At 62.4% G+C, this 15,577-nt stretch carries 17 protein-coding genes and 1 tRNA gene; 8 read left to right on the forward strand and 10 right to left on the reverse strand.

The genetic code is table 11. The features are described 5' to 3' along the window. Positions 1 to 216: 216 nt before the first annotated feature. Entirely contained in the window at positions 217 to 996 is a 780-nt protein-coding gene (locus NKI70_RS31335) for a FadR/GntR family transcriptional regulator (protein ID WP_352458921.1), read from the forward strand. Between the two features lie 747 nt (positions 997 to 1,743). Here NKI70_RS31335 and NKI70_RS31340 read toward each other — a convergent pair. Further along, a complete protein-coding gene (locus tag NKI70_RS31340; RefSeq protein WP_352726052.1) occupies positions 1,744 to 2,682 on the reverse strand; it encodes an NAD(P)-dependent oxidoreductase in 939 nt (312 codons plus the stop codon). Positions 2,683 to 2,828: 146 nt separating this feature from the next. Here NKI70_RS31340 and NKI70_RS31345 point away from each other — a divergent pair, with 146 nt between their 5' ends. Further along, positions 2,829 to 3,725: an NAD-dependent epimerase/dehydratase family protein gene (locus tag NKI70_RS31345; protein WP_352726054.1), complete on the forward strand. Its 897-nt coding sequence runs from the start codon at positions 2,829 to 2,831 to the stop codon at positions 3,723 to 3,725. A 100-nt stretch (positions 3,726 to 3,825) separates the two neighbouring features. On the opposite strand, the gene NKI70_RS31350 is transcribed toward NKI70_RS31345, so the two are convergent. Further along, positions 3,826 to 4,230 (reverse strand): VOC family protein, encoded by a 405-nt coding sequence (locus tag NKI70_RS31350; RefSeq protein ID WP_352726056.1) that lies wholly within the window; start codon positions 4,228 to 4,230, stop codon positions 3,826 to 3,828. Positions 4,231 to 4,339: 109 nt separating this feature from the next. Between NKI70_RS31350 and NKI70_RS31355 the strand changes: the two genes are divergently transcribed. From NKI70_RS31355 to NKI70_RS31370, 4 genes are all read left to right on the forward strand, one after another. Next, positions 4,340 to 4,822, forward strand: a complete 483-nt coding sequence (locus tag NKI70_RS31355) for a MarR family winged helix-turn-helix transcriptional regulator (protein WP_352726058.1) — start codon at positions 4,340 to 4,342, stop codon at positions 4,820 to 4,822. Between the two features lie 142 nt (positions 4,823 to 4,964). After that, positions 4,965 to 5,035, forward strand: a tRNA-Leu gene (locus NKI70_RS31360). A gap of 59 nt (positions 5,036 to 5,094) precedes the next feature. Beyond that, positions 5,095 to 5,469, forward strand: a complete 375-nt coding sequence (locus tag NKI70_RS31365) for a hypothetical protein (RefSeq protein WP_352726060.1) — start codon at positions 5,095 to 5,097, stop codon at positions 5,467 to 5,469. A 444-nt stretch (positions 5,470 to 5,913) separates the two neighbouring features. After that, entirely contained in the window at positions 5,914 to 6,204 is a 291-nt protein-coding gene (locus NKI70_RS31370) for a hypothetical protein (RefSeq protein ID WP_352726062.1), read from the forward strand. 130 nt (positions 6,205 to 6,334) lie between these two features. On the opposite strand, the gene NKI70_RS31375 is transcribed toward NKI70_RS31370, so the two are convergent. The 3 genes from NKI70_RS31375 to NKI70_RS31385 all read right to left on the reverse strand — a co-directional run bounded on the left by NKI70_RS31375 (position 6,335) and on the right by NKI70_RS31385 (position 8,364). Beyond that, the gene (locus tag NKI70_RS31375) at positions 6,335 to 6,823 is read right to left on the reverse strand and encodes a nucleoside deaminase (RefSeq protein ID WP_352726064.1); all 489 of its coding nucleotides are present in this window, start codon (positions 6,821 to 6,823) and stop codon (positions 6,335 to 6,337) included. Between the two features lie 72 nt (positions 6,824 to 6,895). After that, positions 6,896 to 7,753 carry an EamA family transporter gene (locus NKI70_RS31380; protein ID WP_352726066.1) on the reverse strand — a complete coding sequence of 286 codons (858 nt, stop codon included), beginning with the start codon at positions 7,751 to 7,753 and terminating at the stop codon, positions 6,896 to 6,898. Beyond that, complete coding sequence (locus tag NKI70_RS31385; protein WP_352726068.1) at positions 7,750 to 8,364, reverse strand: nitroreductase family protein; 615 nt, start codon at positions 8,362 to 8,364, stop codon at positions 7,750 to 7,752. Before NKI70_RS31385 ends, NKI70_RS31380 begins: the two co-directional genes overlap by 4 nt. A gap of 110 nt (positions 8,365 to 8,474) precedes the next feature. Between NKI70_RS31385 and NKI70_RS31390 the strand changes: the two genes are divergently transcribed. Next, complete coding sequence (locus NKI70_RS31390; protein ID WP_352726070.1) at positions 8,475 to 9,476, forward strand: LysR family transcriptional regulator; 1,002 nt, start codon at positions 8,475 to 8,477, stop codon at positions 9,474 to 9,476. 30 nt (positions 9,477 to 9,506) lie between these two features. Further along, positions 9,507 to 10,280 carry a FadR/GntR family transcriptional regulator gene (locus tag NKI70_RS31395; protein WP_352726072.1) on the forward strand — a complete coding sequence of 258 codons (774 nt, stop codon included), beginning with the start codon at positions 9,507 to 9,509 and terminating at the stop codon, positions 10,278 to 10,280. A gap of 25 nt (positions 10,281 to 10,305) precedes the next feature. On the opposite strand, the gene NKI70_RS31400 is transcribed toward NKI70_RS31395, so the two are convergent. The 5 genes from NKI70_RS31400 to NKI70_RS31420 form a co-directional block, all read right to left on the reverse strand. Then, entirely contained in the window at positions 10,306 to 11,412 is a 1,107-nt protein-coding gene (locus tag NKI70_RS31400; RefSeq protein ID WP_352726074.1) for a Gfo/Idh/MocA family protein, read from the reverse strand. Positions 11,413 to 11,444: 32 nt separating this feature from the next. Then, entirely contained in the window at positions 11,445 to 12,257 is an 813-nt protein-coding gene (locus tag NKI70_RS31405; protein WP_023675815.1) for an ATP-binding cassette domain-containing protein, read from the reverse strand. Positions 12,258 to 12,271: 14 nt separating this feature from the next. Continuing rightward, positions 12,272 to 13,387, reverse strand: a complete 1,116-nt coding sequence (locus NKI70_RS31410) for an ABC transporter permease (RefSeq protein ID WP_352465372.1) — start codon at positions 13,385 to 13,387, stop codon at positions 12,272 to 12,274. Between the two features lie 148 nt (positions 13,388 to 13,535). Next, a complete protein-coding gene (locus NKI70_RS31415; protein WP_352571758.1) occupies positions 13,536 to 14,504 on the reverse strand; it encodes a rhizopine catabolism ABC transporter substrate-binding protein in 969 nt (322 codons plus the stop codon). A gap of 67 nt (positions 14,505 to 14,571) precedes the next feature. Further along, positions 14,572 to 15,546, reverse strand: a complete 975-nt coding sequence (locus tag NKI70_RS31420) for a polysaccharide deacetylase family protein (RefSeq protein ID WP_352571759.1) — start codon at positions 15,544 to 15,546, stop codon at positions 14,572 to 14,574. Positions 15,547 to 15,577 lie beyond the last annotated feature (31 nt).

Genomic DNA, 15,577 nt, shown 5'->3' on the forward strand with positions numbered 1-15,577 from the left:
ACCCCGCGGTGCCCCCGGCCCCCCACAAACCAAACCCCCCCCCGGCCACCCCCCCCACACTTCTTGGGGGCGCTTTTTGGGGCGCCCCCCGGCGCGGGCCCCCCCGTTCGCACTGTCCATACAAAACGCACGAGGCGACGCTGCTTTGGAGCGTAGGCCGCTGCTTTGTCGTGCCCTGAGTTCAGGCTTTCGACAAGCAGCCGCCGGGGAATACCAATGCCGGACGCGACATCAAAAAAGCGACCCGCCAAATTCAAGGCAGAGGCTGAGCGGCCGGCCGTCGTTCGGCGTGCCGATGCCGCGCACTTTCCCGGCTCGAGCGTGCATGCCTCGCTCGCCAACGAAATCGGGCTGAGGATCGTGCGCGGCGATTATCCGCCGGGAACCATCCTGCCCAACGAAGCCAAATGGTCGGAGACCTTCGACGTCAGCCGCTCGGCGGTGCGCGAAGCCATAAAAATGCTGATGGCCAAGAGCCTGCTTGCCTCGCGCCCGAAAATCGGCAGCTGGGTCGAGCCGAAGGAGCGCTGGAACCTGCTCGATCGCGACGTGCTGGCCTGGTATGCGACCTCGCCGGACCGCGAGGTGTTCCTCAGGACCGTGCAGGAGTTCCGCCACATCATCGAGCCGGAGGCCAGCGCCTTTGCCGCGATGCGGCGCACCGACGAGCAGATGGCCGAGATCAGTCAGGCCTGCCGCGAGATGGGCGAGGCAACCAATCTGCAGGAGCGCACGCGCGCCGACACGCGGTTTCACCTCGCCATCCTGCGCGCCTCGGGCAACGATCTGCTGGTGCCGCTCGGCGTGCTGATCGAATCGGCGCTCGACCATTTGTTCCAGTTCGTCACCCGCGAGACCAGCGATCAGCGGCGGGCGCAGGCACTGCACGAGGCGATCGAGAAGAACATCCGCCTGCAGCGGCCCGCCGCAGCCCGCGCCGCGGTGCACAGGCTTCTTGCCAACACCGACGATGTCATCGGCCGGTCGCGCCGGTGATTTATACCGCAAAGTCCGGCGCCGCCCCTCATCCGGCTGCCGCCACCTTCTCCCCGTATAGTGACGGGGAGAAGGGGCTGGCCGCGATCTTGGCACACTCTTTTGCAATGGAAATAGTTGGCGAAATCATCAGCGAAAGCGTCCTTCTCCCCGTCACTATATGGGGAGAAGTGCCCGGCAGGGCGATGAGGGGCGGCGCTGGCGTTGATTGAAAAATAGCGCGCCGTGCGCATTGCCCATGCGCTTAGATCGTCTGCATTTTTCGCATCCTTGGCCGGCATGACGTCGACACCGTTGAGCTTTGTGCGACCGGGGGGCATATTTTGTTCTTGCTTTGTGCCGGCAGCTATGCTACTAATTTCGGTATGGTGCTAATTGGCTCCAACGACCCGCCCACCGAGGCGGGTTTTTTGTTTCTGGCTTTCTCTTCGATCGGACGTTGCGTGTTGCAATGCACCGACTTTTCGACAACACCGACGACGTCATCTGCCCGGTTGCGCTATTGATTTGTCATATAGGTTGGTGCTGCCCCTCATCCGGCTGCCGCCACCTTCTCCCCGTATAGTGACGGGGAGAAGGGGCTGTTCTTGCAACGCAGGCAGTTGGCTTGCAACGCAGGCAGTTGGCGAAATCATTGGCGAAGGCGTCCTTCTCCCCGTCACTATACGGGGAGAAGTACCCGGCAGGGTGATGAGGGGCAGCGCCGGCCTCGATTGAAGGCAGTGTACCGGGCGTATCGCACAAGCCTCAGATCGTCTGCTTCTTGCCATCCCTGGTCGGCATCAGGTCGACGCCGTTGACCTTGCCGATATGCGTCGCCAGCATCGGCACATACTGGTCGGCGGGGCCGGCCGCGAAGGCGCCGGCGAAGGCGTTCTTGGTGGCGTTGCCGAGCGGGTTGGCGATGCCGGCAGCACCCGCCATCGATTCGAGATAGGTGAGGTCCTTGAAGGCATTGGCGATGGTGAATTTGTGCGCGTCGCGGTCGCCTTCCAGCGTCCAGCGCATGAAGGTCTGGTAGAAGCCGCAATCCATGCGGCCGTTGCGGATGACGCTGTCGAAGCGCGGCGGCGAGATGCCGACCTTCTGCGCCAGCGCCAGCGCCTCGGAATAGATCGCGGCGTAGCCGAGCGAGATGAAATTGTTGAGCAGCTTCATGCGATGGCCGTCGCCGGTATCGCCGATATGGACGATGCGCCCGGCCCAGGTTTCGAGCACCGGCTTCAGCCGGGCAAAGACCGCGTCGGGCGCGCCGACCATGGCATCGAGCGTGCCTTCCCAAGCCTCCTTCGGGGTGCGGCTGAGCGGGGCATCGACATAATCGACTCCGAGCGCCTTGAGTTCGGCGGCCAGCGCCACCGTCGAGACAGGATCCGAGGTCGAGCAATCGACGACAACCGATCCCGGCTTCAGGCCTTCCTTGAGACCGCCTGGGCCGCGGATGATGGCTTCGACCTCGCGCGAGCCGGTGACGCAGATGAAGACGATATCGGATGCCGCCGCGACGTCGTGCGAGGTTGCCGCTTCCTTGGCGCCGCGGCCGAGCAGGTCTTCTGCCGGCGTGCGGTTCTTGCGGCCGAGAAACGTCAGCGGATAGCCCTTGTCGACGATGTTCTTTGCTATCCCGTGCCCCATCAGGCCGAGCCCGATGAAGCCGATCTTTTCGCTCGCGGCGGTCGTGTTCATGTCGTTTCTTCCTATTTTGCAATGATGGATGACGGCGGTGCACATTGCCGGCGAATTGTTGAAGCGGGTTTTTGCCGCATGCCATGGCAGGCGATTGCAGAGTTCGGTATTGTCTGACAATACACATGAATCTTAGGGAGAGCAAAATGACGAAGCGGATCATGTTCACCGGCGGCAGCGGCAAGGCCGGGCGCCACGTCGTGCAGTATCTGGTCGAGCAGGGCTGCCAGGTGCTCAACATCGACACCAAGCCGCTCGACAATCCCAAGGTGCGCACGCTGATCACCGACATTACCGACAGCGGGCAGGTGTTCAATGCGCTGTCGAGCTATATCGGCCTGCATGAATTCGACCCGTCGCTGCGCACGCAGCCGGTCGATGCCGTAGTGCATTTCGCGGCGATCCCGCGCATCATGATCACGCCCGACAATGAGGTGTTCCGCATCAACGCGCTCGGCACCTACAACGTCATCGAGGCCGCGGTGAAGCTCGGCATCCGCAAGGTGGTGATCGCCTCCAGCGAAACGACCTACGGGCTGGTATTCGCCAACGAGCCGCGCAACCCGACGCATTTTCCGCTCGACGAGGCGTACGACGTCGACCCGATGGACAGCTACGCGCTGTCCAAGGTCGTCAACGAGAAGACGGCGCGCGCCTTTGCGCTGCGCAGCGGCTTCGACATTTATGCCTTGCGCATCGGCAACGTCATCGAGCCGCACGAATATTCGCTGTTTCCGAAATGGTTCGCCGATCCAGGTTTCCGCAAGCGCATCGCCTGGAGCTATATCGACGCGCGCGATCTCGGCCAGATCACGCTGCGCGCCATCGAAAAGGACGGGCTCGGCTATCAGGTGTTCAACGCGGCCAACGACGACACCTCGTCCGATCTGCCGACAGCCGAACTCCTGAAGCGGTTTTATCCCGATGTGCCGGTCAAGGGTGAACTTGGTGAATACGAGACGCTGCTCTCCAACCGCAAGGCGCGGGACATGCTCGGCTTCCGGCCGGAGCACAGCTGGCGGAAATACGTCAAGACGACCTGACGGAGGCAGCTGACGCGGAACCGGCACTGGGCCAGCCCCGAATTGCTCGTCACGACTCCAGGCTCACACCCGCTGCTACCGATGCGCCCACACCCTACGTTCAGGCGTTCGCCGTCGGGTTCATCCATACGATTTCCCAGACATAGCCATCCGGGTCTTCAATGTGGCGGTTATACATGAAGCCAAGATCCTGTGCCGGGTTGGGATCGGCGCGACCGCCCGCCGCAACCGCGCTGGTCAGTGTTGCATCGACGGCGTCGCGGTTATCGACAGTGAGGACGATCATTGCGTGGCTGTCGCGCCGTGCGTCGCCGATTGGGCGTTTGGTGAATTCGCGGTAGTGGTCATGGGTCAGCAGCATCACCCCGATCGTGTCCGAGAACATGAGCGAGGTGGATTTCTCGCCCGAAAACTGCGGGTTCACAGTGCCGCCTAGCGCCACGTAGAACGCCGTCGACGCCGACAGGTCACGGACAGGCAGGTTCACGAAAATCATTTTGGGCATCGATTTCTCCTTCTCCAGGGCTGCGCGCTGCCCTATTGTCTTGCTGCAATGTAAGTAGATGCAATGTATCTTGATTGCAAGATACATTTTGACGAGGGAATATTTTGCCATGGATCGCGCCGAGGCCGCAGCTAAGCAATGGGCCCGCGAGCGCCCCGATCTTCCGTCGTTACCTGTTGAAACGGTAGGTCGTCTGCTTGATGCCGCCGCACGGGTCATCCGCGATCACATGAATCCGTTGCTCAAAGAAGCAGGCCTGAATGTAGGTGAGTTCGATGTGCTCACGCCGCTCAGGCGCGCCGGTGAACCCTATATGCTTTCACCTACTCAGCTCTACGAATCGGCAATGATCTCCTCGGGCGGCATGACAAGCCGCCTGGACCGGCTGGAGCGCGCTGGGCTGGTTGAACGACGCCCCGATCCCAACGACCGGCGCGGCAAGCAAATTGCGCTAACGACTGGCGGCAAGCGCGCGATAGACGATTTGATCGGTCCAATGGTGGCGCTGGAAGAGCAACTAATCTCCGTGCTGACGCCGGCGGAGCAGGAAACTCTTAACGCTCTACTTAAGAAATTGCTCACCGGCCTTTGAATTAGAACTGTTTTGTCGTTCACGGTAACGCCGAACCGATCTACAATTTTTGGACATTATCCCCTTGGAACAAGTGGGCTTGTAAACCGTAATAGGAATTCTCATATGTGGTCCGGGTAGGCACCTAGCCTATCGTCTATCTGGGTGTAGCGCAGCTGGTAGCGCACTCGTTTAAGAAGCGAGGGGTCGTCGGTTCGAATCCGGCCATCCCCTTCTTTCCAAGCCCAAGAAAACGTGTGATATGTTTCCCTCATACTAAAGGGGGAGCAATCATGGTTGAGCAGAAGACTTTGGCAGACGTAGAGAAAATGGTCGCGGCAGGCGCGACGCCAGAGTTGGTCAACATTCCTTTATTTTACGTTTCGTCGGTTCGCGTCGCTCCCAGCCCTGTCAATTTTAATTTGGTCTTTTCTCGCATTCAGGCCGTGAATTTTACCAACGGGAATGAAAGAATCCACGCTGGAGCTTTGGTTGATGTGCTCGGGCTCGATATGAGCCCGCAAGCGGCAAAGGATTTGGCGCTGATCCTGAAAGCCGTTGTGGATCAGCATGAGAAAGAGTGGGGCCCGTTGGAGACAGAGTTCACGCGGAAGGTATCTGAGGAAGCGAAAGCCGCCGCATCTGCGCCAAACAAGTCGCGATTTTGAGCGGCAAGCCTACCGTGCCGGACACGCCTAAGATCGCAGCCATCGATGTCCCCTTGGCGTCAACAGCGCCGGATTCTGGAACTTTTGTCCGCCAACCTTATTTTGTCACCGAAACGCCGTACGAAGGTGCAAAGAAGGTTGTGTGTTATGAAGACACGTATGACCTACACGTGCCTGTTGACCGGAAGGATGCGACCACCCGGCAACGCGCGATTGACTCTTTGGCAAATCCGACCGCCATCGTGAGAGGCACCTCAAATCCAGGCTATTTGGCGTTCGTTAACGCTGGTACCGCTCGGAGTACCCGTGGGTCCCCATATGTGGTATTTGTAGACCCAAGCGGAAGCCCAATGCCTGTCGTAGCCTCGATGGGCCATCGCGGCGACTTTAAGGACTTGAACAAGCATGACATACTGTGGGTTCAAAGTGGCGATGGTACCGCCGATGGCAATGACCAATAGAGGCCCATCATCTCTGCGCGTCGACTATGACCGCCCGGTCGACGTTCTTCGCATCGTGCGCGGCGAGTTCACCGACTATGAAGGCGATGGGATGCCCAACGGCCTTGAACTCGACTATGCCGTCGAGGACAATTCGGCTTGCGGGGCCAAGGTAATCGGCTTCGAACGGAACGGTTGGCTCGATGAGATTGACGCTCTTGCAGCCCTCGTCGCTGTCCATTTGTCGGCCGATCCTAAGACAGTGAAGCAGGCAATCCGAAGGGCTGTGACGTAGAAATGCTTACCTTAGCCAAGGCTCAAAAAGAAGGGCGACTAGAGGACTTTATCCGCCAGCAAGAAGCCGCTGGCGTTGGTCCGATTGATGAGGCCGCCTTTCTCTGCCTTTGAATCAACGAGTCCTGACCCTACTTGTCTTCCCAGAATTCGGCCTGGAGTTGCGCCGCTTCATCGGCAAGCAGCGGGCCGACGACTTCGGTCGGACGCTGCCCGGCTTCGAAGACGATCCTGCAGGGCAGGTCGAGCGTGGGATTCTCGACATGTGCGCCCGTCAACCGCTTGAGGTCGTGTTCGCTCTGCCCAAAGACGACCCGTCCGATGCCCGCCCAATAGATTGTCCCGGAGCACATCGCGCAAGGTTCGGCCGACGTGTAGAGGGTGCAGGAAGCCAGCTTTTCGAGGCTGACATTCATCCCCGCCCACGAGGCCAGCAGCCTTTCGGCATGAGCGGTGCGGTCGCCCCCGTGGGCTTTGTAAGCGTTGGGCTGCTCGCGCAACACATTGCCGTCCTTGTCGGCGAGCAGCGAACCAAAGGGATGTTCGCCGGCATCGCGGGCCCTGCGCGCCACTTCGAACGCCTGACGGAGCAGGCGCTCATCATAAGGGCGTTGTGGCATCGGCAGACCCTCCGGCAGTGCCGCTTGATGATAGTGCCGAACAATCCGTCGACTCAAGTCAACAAGCAAGGCTCAGGACTCGTTGCGACTAGGGCGTTGAGCCAGCCAGATGCTGCCGATGACGAAAACGACGCCGGCGATTTGGGGCAAGGTCAGTGTCTGATCCAGGAATACCCATCCAAGCAGCACGGCGGTCACCGGGCTGAGGAAAAGCAGCGATGACACCACTGCGGATTCCAGCCGCGCAATGCCCCGGAACCAGAGAACATAAGTCAGCGCCGCACCGATCAGGCCGAGCCACACCAGTCCAAGCAGGTTGGCCGCGGTCGGGAACGGGATGGGTGGTTCGAAAAGCAGGACCACCGGAACTAGAAGGAGACCACCGGCAGTCAGTTGCCATGCCGTAAAGGCGAGCAGCGATGCTGGCGGCTGCCACTTGCGGCTCAACACGCTTCCGAAGGCCATTGAGGCCGCCCCGGCGAGGCCGGCGGCAACGCCGACCGCATCGAGCGTCGCGTTCGGGGTCAGCACCAGTAATGCAACACCGGCGATCCCGACAAGGGCGGCGAGGATCGCCAACCGGCGGACAGGGCTGGCAAGCAGGGCAGCAGCGAGGAAAATCACAATCAATGGCTGGACCGACAGCACGGTCGCCGCGACCCCGCCCGGAAGCCGGTAGGCGGCGACAAACAACATGCTCAGGAAGATCGAGATGTTGAGGGCTCCGAGAACGAAACTGCGCAGCCACCATATGCCCGTTGGCAGTTGCCGAACGATCGCCAGCAGCAGCAATCCGGCGGGCAGGGCTCGCAGCATTGCGACCGTCATCGGCGAGAATTTCGGCAGGAACTGCGTGGTGACGATATAAGTGCTGCCCCATATCGCGGGTGCGATGGCTGTAAGCAGCAGATCGGAACGGTGCGTTTTCATAAGATTTCCAGAACTTCGGCAAGAGGGCGGCGCGGCTTTTGCGGCCAGTTTCCAGGCGCGGCGCGGCCGACGGCGATGAGCATCACCGGCACTTCATTGCGCGCAAGGCCAAACTCGCGCGCCACGCCTTCGGCATCGAAGCCTGCCATCGGACCGGAGACGAGCCCCAGCGCTTCGGCCGCGAAAATCAGCGTTGCGGCGCCAAGCGTTGCCGAGCGCACGGCTTCGTCGCGGGCCGCTAGAGGATCGGCATATTGGGCGCGGGCGCCCTCCCGCCAGCCCGAAGCCATATCCGCCGGCATGAAGCCGGCTTCGACGAAAGGACGCAGCCTTGCATCGAGGGCAGCGTGGTCGGGGAGTACGCCGCAGATGATGAAGGTGACCGCTGCTTCCTGCACCTTCACCTGGCCGTGGGCCACGCTTCGCAACCGCGCCTTTGCTTCCGGCGTCCGCACCGCGATGAACCGCCAATTCTGAAGGTTGTAGGCGGTTGGCGCGCGCGTTGCGAGACGTGCCAGTTCCTCGACCTCGGCATCGGTCAATGCGTACGAGGCATCGAACCGATTGGCCGATATGCGCCGCTCGATAAGGGAGATTGCGGGGTTGGTCATCATGTCATTCCGAAACTGAGAAAGTCGTTCGGGAAGCAGATAGAGAATTTACCGAGGAGCGATAATATGCAACAAGTGCAAGACATTATTTACTGGAAGAGAATGGTACGATGGATCGCCTGACTGCGCTGCAGGTTTTCCGCCATGTGACGGAACTGAACAGCTTTGCCGAAGCCGGACGGCGGCTCGGTCTCTCGCCTCCCGCGGTCAGCAAGAACATCGCCGAGCTGGAGGCGCATCTGGGGGTGCGGCTCATCAACCGGACAACGCGGCGCATGGCGCTGACCGAAGAGGGCAGGATCTACCTGGAGCATGTCACGCATGGGCTCGATGCGCTGGCCAGGGCCGACCAGGTGCTCGGCCCGATCAAGACGGCGCCGAGCGGCACGTTGCGGGTCAGCGCGCCGATGACTGTGACGTTGACGCGGCTTTCGGCTGCCATCCCCGCGTTTCTATCGCGCTACCCCGATTTGAAGCTCGATCTGCATCTTGACGACAGGCGCGTCGATATCGTGCGGGAGGGATTTGACCTGGCCATTCGCGGCAGCGACAATCTCGAGGATTCCAGCCTGGTCGCGAGAAAGCTTGCGGTCATGCCGCACGTGCTTTGCGCAGCTCCGTGCTACTTCGAGGAGCATGGCCGGCCCAAGACGCCCGCCGATTTGAAGGCGGCCAATTGCATCCGGTTCAGCCTCTCGGGGCATGCGGACATATGGGAGTTCCGCAAGGACGGCCGGGCCGAGCGGATCGCCATCGACGGACGATATTCGGTCTCGTCAAGCCTTGCCGTGCGCGACGCGCTGCGCGCCGGCTTCGGCGTCAGCCTGATCCCTTATCCCTATGTCGAGAGCGACCTGAAAGCAGGCCGGCTGCAATCGGCTCTGGATGACTGGGAAAAGGTCGAAACCACGCTCTACGCGGTCTATCCGGCACGCCAGCATCTCGCCCCGAAAATCCGCGTCTTCCTTGATTTCCTGATCGAGGAATTCAGTCGGGACAAGGAGAAGCCGTTCGTGCCTCCCCGGCGTGAAGGCTCGGCAAAGCGCGGTGTCGGCGAGGCGACGGATGCGGAAAATCAAGCTGAGATATTGCCGGCGATTTCATCTCCTTGACACGCCTCCAAATCCGGACTTTGTGGAGCCATGCAGGACGCGAAGCCGAATAAGGGAAAGACAGCGGCCGAGGCGTTCGCCGAACGCACGAGCGGTATCCGCCGGGCCGATGCGGCGCGCATGCCGGGCTCGAGCGTGCATGCGTCGCTCGCCAACGAAATCGGGCTGAGGATCGTGCGCGGCGATTATCCGCCGGGAACCATCCTGCCCAACGAAGCCAAATGGTCCGAGACCTTCGACGTCAGCCGCTCGGCGGTGCGCGAAGCCATAAAAATGCTGATGGCGAAGAGCTTGCTGTCGTCACGTCCCAAAATCGGCAGCTGGGTCGAGCCGAAGGAACGCTGGAACCTGCTCGATCGCGACGTGCTGGCCTGGTATGCGACCTCGCCGGACCGCGAGGTGTTCCTCCGGACGGTGCAGGAGTTCCGCCACATCATCGAGCCGGAGGCCAGCGCTTTTGCCGCCATGCGGCGCACCGACGAGCAGATGGCCGAGATCAGCCAGGCCTGCCGCGAGATGGGCGAGGCGACCAACCTGCAGGAGCGCACGCGCGCCGACACGCGTTTTCATCTCGCCATCCTGCGGGCCTCGGGCAACGACCTGCTGGTGCCGCTCGGCGTGCTGATCGAATCAGCATTCGATCATCTATTTGCTTATACCACGCGGGAACTCGACGATTTGCAGCATGCGCAGAGGCTGCATGAGGTAATCGAGAAGAGCATCCGTCTGCAGCGGCCGGACGCGGCGCGCAATGCGGTGCGCAAGCTGCTGGCCAATACCGACAGCGTCATCAAGTCCAGATAGCGCCGTTCGGCTACAGGTGGAGTGCTCAGTCGAAGGGTGCGGTCGCGAGATGCCGCCGGGTCAGCCCGATCAGCAGCGCCTGGTCGCGGGCGGCGTGTTCGGCTGGGTTGACGACCGCATCGCCATTGACGATCGCTGCCCAGAAGCCACGCATCTCTTCGACGAAGGCTTCGGCGTAACCGGCACGCAAATCTTTCTTCGACAGCGTGTGACCGTCCGAGGTCGTCACCGTCAGCCGGGTCGGATGATGGTTGAGCCAGGGCGAGGGGAATTCGAGCTCGAGGCTGGCATCGTCGAAGAACAGCGTGATCCGCTCCTTGTAGTCGGCGAGCTTGGGCACGGTGAGGTGGGTCATGGTCCACAGCGCCTGCCCATCCAGCAGCTTGACGGCGCCCTGGCCGCCGTCGCCATTGGCAAAGATCTGCGCGCCGACGACCTCGCCGTCCGGCACGCCGAGCGCGTCGAGCAGGCCGTGGACGGCATTGACGTCGTGAATCAAGGCCGAGCTGTAAGCACCGGTAAATCCACGGAAAGCGAGGTCGGTCCCGGGAACACCGATGGCGTCTTCGACCTGGCGCTTCTGCTTGGCCGCGACAGCGGCGATCATGTCTTTTGGGATATCGGTACCGCGCCTGTAGGGCTGATGGGCGATGAACGGCCAGGCGTCGGGATCCTTCACTTCCACCGAGACCGCGCGCAGCGTGCTTGATGTTCCAGGCAGCGAAGCGAGCGCCAGCCGGTAGCTCGGATCGAAGCGCTTCATATAGCCGACTTGCATGATTTTCCTGGCGGCATCGCGCGCGGCGACGATCTCGGCGATTTCCGCCAGCGAATAGCAGAGCGGCTTTTCGCAAAAGACATGCAGGCCCCGCGCCAGCGTCGCCAGCACCTGTTCGTGATGTAGCGGGTCCGGCGAGCCGATCACCACCGCGTCGAGGCGTTGGTCGAAGAGCTGGTCGATCGTTTCGAAATTGGCAATGCCATGGGTGTCGGTGACGAACTGCCGCGAAATCCTCGAGGGATCGGCGACGCCGACCAGCTCGAACAATTCACCCAGGCGCAGCAGATTGGGGATATGCTCGACCTGCGAGATCATGCCGGCGCCGACGACCCCGACGCGTATCCTGCTCATGCCATCATTCCCCGCAATGTCCGATTGTCAGCTCAAGGCGCCGCAGGCGGCCGGTTGCCGATCTGGGCGAGCAGGCCGGCAATCTCCGCCTCGACCGCCTTCAGATCCTCGCCGCCCGACATGATCGAGATGACCTCGTCGCGTGAGATCTCGGACTTGGCGTAGGTGCCGCGATTGCGGCCGCGGTTGAGCAGCGTGAAGGTGTCGCCGACCGGATAGGCATGGTGGATGTTGTGGCTGATGAAGATCACGGCCAGGCCCCGCATGCGCGCTTCGATGATGAATTTCAGCACCATCGCCGCCTGGTGGACGCCGAGTGCGGAGGTCGGCTCGTCGAGGATCAGCACGCGCGCGCCAAAATGCACGGCCCGGGCGATCGCCACCGACTGGCGCTCGCCGCCCGACAGCGTGCCGACGGCCTGCGTCGGATCGCGCACGTCGATGCCGATATCGGCCATCGCCTGCCTGGCGATGGTGTTGGCGCGCTCCTTGTCGATGCGCGAGAAGGGCAGGCTGCTTTTGGTCGGCTCGCGGCCGAGGAAGAAGTTACGGGTGATCGACATCAGCGAGATCATGCCGAGGTCCTGGAACACCGTTGCCACGCCGAGCTCCTGCGCGTCGCGCGGGCTGCGGAAGGTGACCGGCTTGCCGTCGACCAGGATTTCGCCCTTGCTCGGCCGGTAGACGCCGGACAGAACCTTGATCAGTGTCGACTTGCCGGCGCCGTTATCGCCGAGCAGGCAGTGGACCTCGCCCGGATAGACCTTGATGTCGATGTCCTGGAGGGCGCGCACCGAGCCGAAATTGACGCTGACGCCGCGCAGTTCCATTGCCGGTTCGGTCATTTGGGCCGGTTCGGTCATTTGCCACCTCCGCGGCCGAGCGCCTTCAGCCTGATGTAGTTGTTGACCAGCACGGCCATCAGGATGACGATGCCGAGGAAGACCTTGAACCAGTCGGTGTCGATGCCGGTGTAGAAGATGCCCATCTGCACCAGCCCGAAGATCAGCGCGCCGAACAGCACGCCATAGACGGTGCCGTAGCCGCCGGTGAGCAGCACGCCGCCGATGACGGCGGCGATGATCGCCTCGAATTCCTTGAGCAGGCCGCGCGTGGTGTCGGCGGAGCCCGCCTCCATCACCTGGATGGTCGCAAGCAGCGTCGCCGCGCAGGCGGTGTAGACGAACAGGCTGATCTTGACGCGATCGACCGGCACGCCGACGTTGCGGGCTGCGATCAGGTCGCCGCCGGTGGCGAAGATCCAGTTGCCGTATTTCGTCTGGGTAAGCACGTAGCCGGCCAGCGCCGTCAGGCCGAGCCACCAGACGATCGACATCGGAATGCCGGCGACGAAGGGAATGCCGTCGCTGCGGGTGGCGATCCAGCCTTGCGCGCCCATCCAGCGGAACAGGCCGGTGAGCAGATGGCCGTTGAAAATGCCGGCCGTTGCCGGGTCCGGTACGCCTTCGAGTATGTAGGGGATCTGGGTGCGGCCGGTGACGGCGCGGGTGATGCCGATCGACAATCCGCGCAGGATATAGAGCGTGGCGAGCGTGACGATGAAGGAGGGCAGGCGCGTCTTCACCACGATCAGGCCGTTGAGATAGCCGGTGAGGATGGCAACGGCGAAGGCACAGGCGATGCCACCCCATAGCGGCAGGCCCCAGTACTTCACCGTCAGCCCGATGACGACACCGGCAAAGCCGACCATGGAGCCGACCGAAAGATCGAACTCGCCGGCGATGATGAGGAGTGCTGCCGCGGTGGCGACGATGCCGAGCTCCGCCGACAGCGTCAGGAAGGTCATCGATCCCTGCAGCGAATAGAGGTTCGCCGCGCCCGGCAGCAGCGCAAAGATGATGATCGTCGCAAGCAGCCCACCGGCGGCACCGGCTTCCGGCCGGCGCAGCCACTGGGTCAGCTTGCCGGTGCTGGCCAGCCGCTCGTCGGCGCCGGCGGCCCGCTTCGACGTCATGCCGAAGCGGTCGGTCGCCTTCAGTTCGGCTGGAGGTATCGCCTTGTCTTCCACGACCGCCATTAGGCTCTCCAATCGCTCAATTCGCAATCTTCGAACGGATCGGGAGAGCGCTTGGCGCATTCTCCCGTTCCGTCGGAGTGCTGGCTTAGCGGATGCCCTCTTTGGCGAGCGCCAGGATCGCCTTGGCTTTTTCCGGCGAGTCTATGAACAGCGGTCCGGTATAGGCGTTGTTCTGCGGCCAGAAGCCGTGCGTCGCCTGCTCGACCAGATAGATCACCGGCAGATAGCCCATCAGATATTGCTGGGCGTCCATGCCGAAGCCCATTTCGCCGGCCACGACCGAGTCGAGGACCTCCGGGCTGATGTCGAATGTGTAGAGCTTGAGCTTGCCGAACAGTTCCTTGTCGCGGAACATCGGGATCAGCGGATTGGCGGCGGTGGCGCCAAGCGCAAAGACCGCCTGTGTGTCCGGATGCGCCGACAGATAGGCCTCGGTGCGGCGCTGGATGTCGGCCGGATCCGGCGCCACGGCCAGAACCTCGGTGCCGCCGCCGGAGGGCTTCAGCCCGTCATTGAGGCCCTGGCAGCGCTGGTCGAGGCTGACATTGCCGACCTCGTGGTTGATGCAGACGACCTTGAGCGTGCCTTCCTTGGCCAGCCGCTCGCCGGCCTTCTTGCCGGAATCATATTCGGAAACGGTGCCGACATAGAGCGTCGTGCCGAGCTCGGCGCCTTCCTTTTCGCCGGAATCCAGAACCACCATGGGAATATTGGCGGCAAGCCCGGATTTGACCGATTTGCCGAGCGCATTGGCGTCGGCGATGGAGACGGCGATACCGTCCGGCTTGGTGGCGATGGCGGCGTCGAGAAGCCGGGCCTGCTCGACCACGTCGAAGACCTGCGGCGCGTAATATTCGACCTTGGCGCCGGTAAGGGCGGCCGCGTCGTCGACGCCGCGCTTGACCACCGACCAATAGGGATCGGACGCCGACCCATGCACCACGAAGGTGATGCGCACGTCCTTCGGATCCTTGAGCCCCGCAGCATACGCAATGCCTGTCATCAGGCCCGCCGAAACGAAGGCGCCCAATGCCACTTTCAGAAGAGTTTTCATCTTATTCTCCCATTTGTCGTTGCAGTTCCAATCCCTCTGGCGCCGTTTTCCGGCCGCGACGATCGGCTCACGTCGCGGATCGGGTGGCCGCTTTGCGGGCCTTTGCCGACGCCAATCGCTGTTCGCCCGCGTTGTTGCCGCGGACTGTCGTTGATAATCGCCCGGCCGAGAGTGCGGCGCGAAGCTCCTCGCGCAACGGCTTCATGCCGATGACGTCGATCGGCTGTGCGGCGAGCCAGTCGCGAAAGCCCTGGTCGCGGAACAGCTCGTACTCTTCGGTGCGGATATAGGCGGAGCGCGGCTCGATCAGCTCGAGTTCACCGGGCGCGTTGCAATGCAGGCAAAAGAAGGTCAGGCCCTCGCGCACGCCCTCGATGAGCGCTTTGTAAGCCGGCTCGATCGGCCTGGAACGCGGCCGGCCCCAGGTCGTCTGGATGGCGGCGTCGAAAATGGCAAAGCCGCCGGCACGGGCCAGCGCCACGCCGCGCTGGAACGCCTCCTCGGTGACGCCGACCAGATTGTCGTTGGGGGAATAGGCGGACAGGGTCTTGGTCAGCAGCACGGGCAGCTGATATTCGAGCCCGAGCTTGATGTAGATGTCGCAAAATTCCGGCGACAATGCCGCGCCCATATGCGCGTCGAGATGGGTGACGTCGATGCCGGCGCGATAGGCGGTGTCGACCTGGGCGCGAAGCTCGGCCTCGACCGCCTGCGGCACCGCCTTGCGGCGCGTGGTCGCCACATCCGGCCAGAAGAAGCCGAACTCGTCGGTCAAGCCGGCCGCCCGCGACGGCGCGGTCAAGGGCCGCCATTTGTAGTGCTGCTTCTCGCTGTTCAGCGTCAGGTGGACGCCAAGGTCGAGGCCAGGATTGGCGGCGGCGCTTTCGGCCATTTCGAGGAACCACGGGCATGGCACCATCACCGCGCCGGAACTGCAGACGCCCAGCCCGCTCAATCCGAGGAAGGCGCTGTTGGCGCCGTGGCACATGCCGACATCGTCCTCGTGGAGCACGATCCGTTTGCTGGAGCCGGCGGCGTTCACGAACGGCCGCCTTCCCGCCGGCGCGCCGGTT

The sequence above is a fragment of the Mesorhizobium sp. M0500 genome, from assembly GCF_040321165.1.
GTDB lineage: Bacteria > Pseudomonadota > Alphaproteobacteria > Rhizobiales > Rhizobiaceae > Mesorhizobium.

Bases quoted from the DNA above. Each gene is read 5' to 3' on its own strand.
- NKI70_RS31385 (WP_352726068.1), bottom strand. From the start codon at position 8,364: ATGACCAACCCCGCAATCTCCCTTATCGAGCGGCGCATATCGGCCAAT.
- NKI70_RS31355 (WP_352726058.1), top strand. From the start codon at position 4,340: ATGGATCGCGCCGAGGCCGCAGCTAAGCAATGGGCCCGCGAGCGCCCC.
- NKI70_RS31335 (WP_352458921.1), top strand. From the start codon at position 217: ATGCCGGACGCGACATCAAAAAAGCGACCCGCCAAATTCAAGGCAGAG.
- NKI70_RS31380 (WP_352726066.1), bottom strand. From the start codon at position 7,753: ATGAAAACGCACCGTTCCGATCTGCTGCTTACAGCCATCGCACCCGCG.
- NKI70_RS31350 (WP_352726056.1), bottom strand. From the start codon at position 4,230: ATGCCCAAAATGATTTTCGTGAACCTGCCTGTCCGTGACCTGTCGGCG.
- NKI70_RS31415 (WP_352571758.1), bottom strand. From the start codon at position 14,504: ATGAAAACTCTTCTGAAAGTGGCATTGGGCGCCTTCGTTTCGGCGGGC.
- NKI70_RS31345 (WP_352726054.1), top strand. From the start codon at position 2,829: ATGACGAAGCGGATCATGTTCACCGGCGGCAGCGGCAAGGCCGGGCGC.
- NKI70_RS31365 (WP_352726060.1), top strand. From the start codon at position 5,095: ATGGTTGAGCAGAAGACTTTGGCAGACGTAGAGAAAATGGTCGCGGCA.
- NKI70_RS31390 (WP_352726070.1), top strand. From the start codon at position 8,475: ATGGATCGCCTGACTGCGCTGCAGGTTTTCCGCCATGTGACGGAACTG.
- NKI70_RS31340 (WP_352726052.1), bottom strand. From the start codon at position 2,682: ATGAACACGACCGCCGCGAGCGAAAAGATCGGCTTCATCGGGCTCGGC.
- NKI70_RS31400 (WP_352726074.1), bottom strand. From the start codon at position 11,412: ATGAGCAGGATACGCGTCGGGGTCGTCGGCGCCGGCATGATCTCGCAG.
- NKI70_RS31410 (WP_352465372.1), bottom strand. From the start codon at position 13,387: ATGACGTCGAAGCGGGCCGCCGGCGCCGACGAGCGGCTGGCCAGCACC.
- NKI70_RS31370 (WP_352726062.1), top strand. From the start codon at position 5,914: ATGGCAATGACCAATAGAGGCCCATCATCTCTGCGCGTCGACTATGAC.
- NKI70_RS31395 (WP_352726072.1), top strand. From the start codon at position 9,507: ATGCAGGACGCGAAGCCGAATAAGGGAAAGACAGCGGCCGAGGCGTTC.
- NKI70_RS31405 (WP_023675815.1), bottom strand. From the start codon at position 12,257: ATGACCGAACCGGCAATGGAACTGCGCGGCGTCAGCGTCAATTTCGGC.
- NKI70_RS31375 (WP_352726064.1), bottom strand. From the start codon at position 6,823: ATGCCACAACGCCCTTATGATGAGCGCCTGCTCCGTCAGGCGTTCGAA.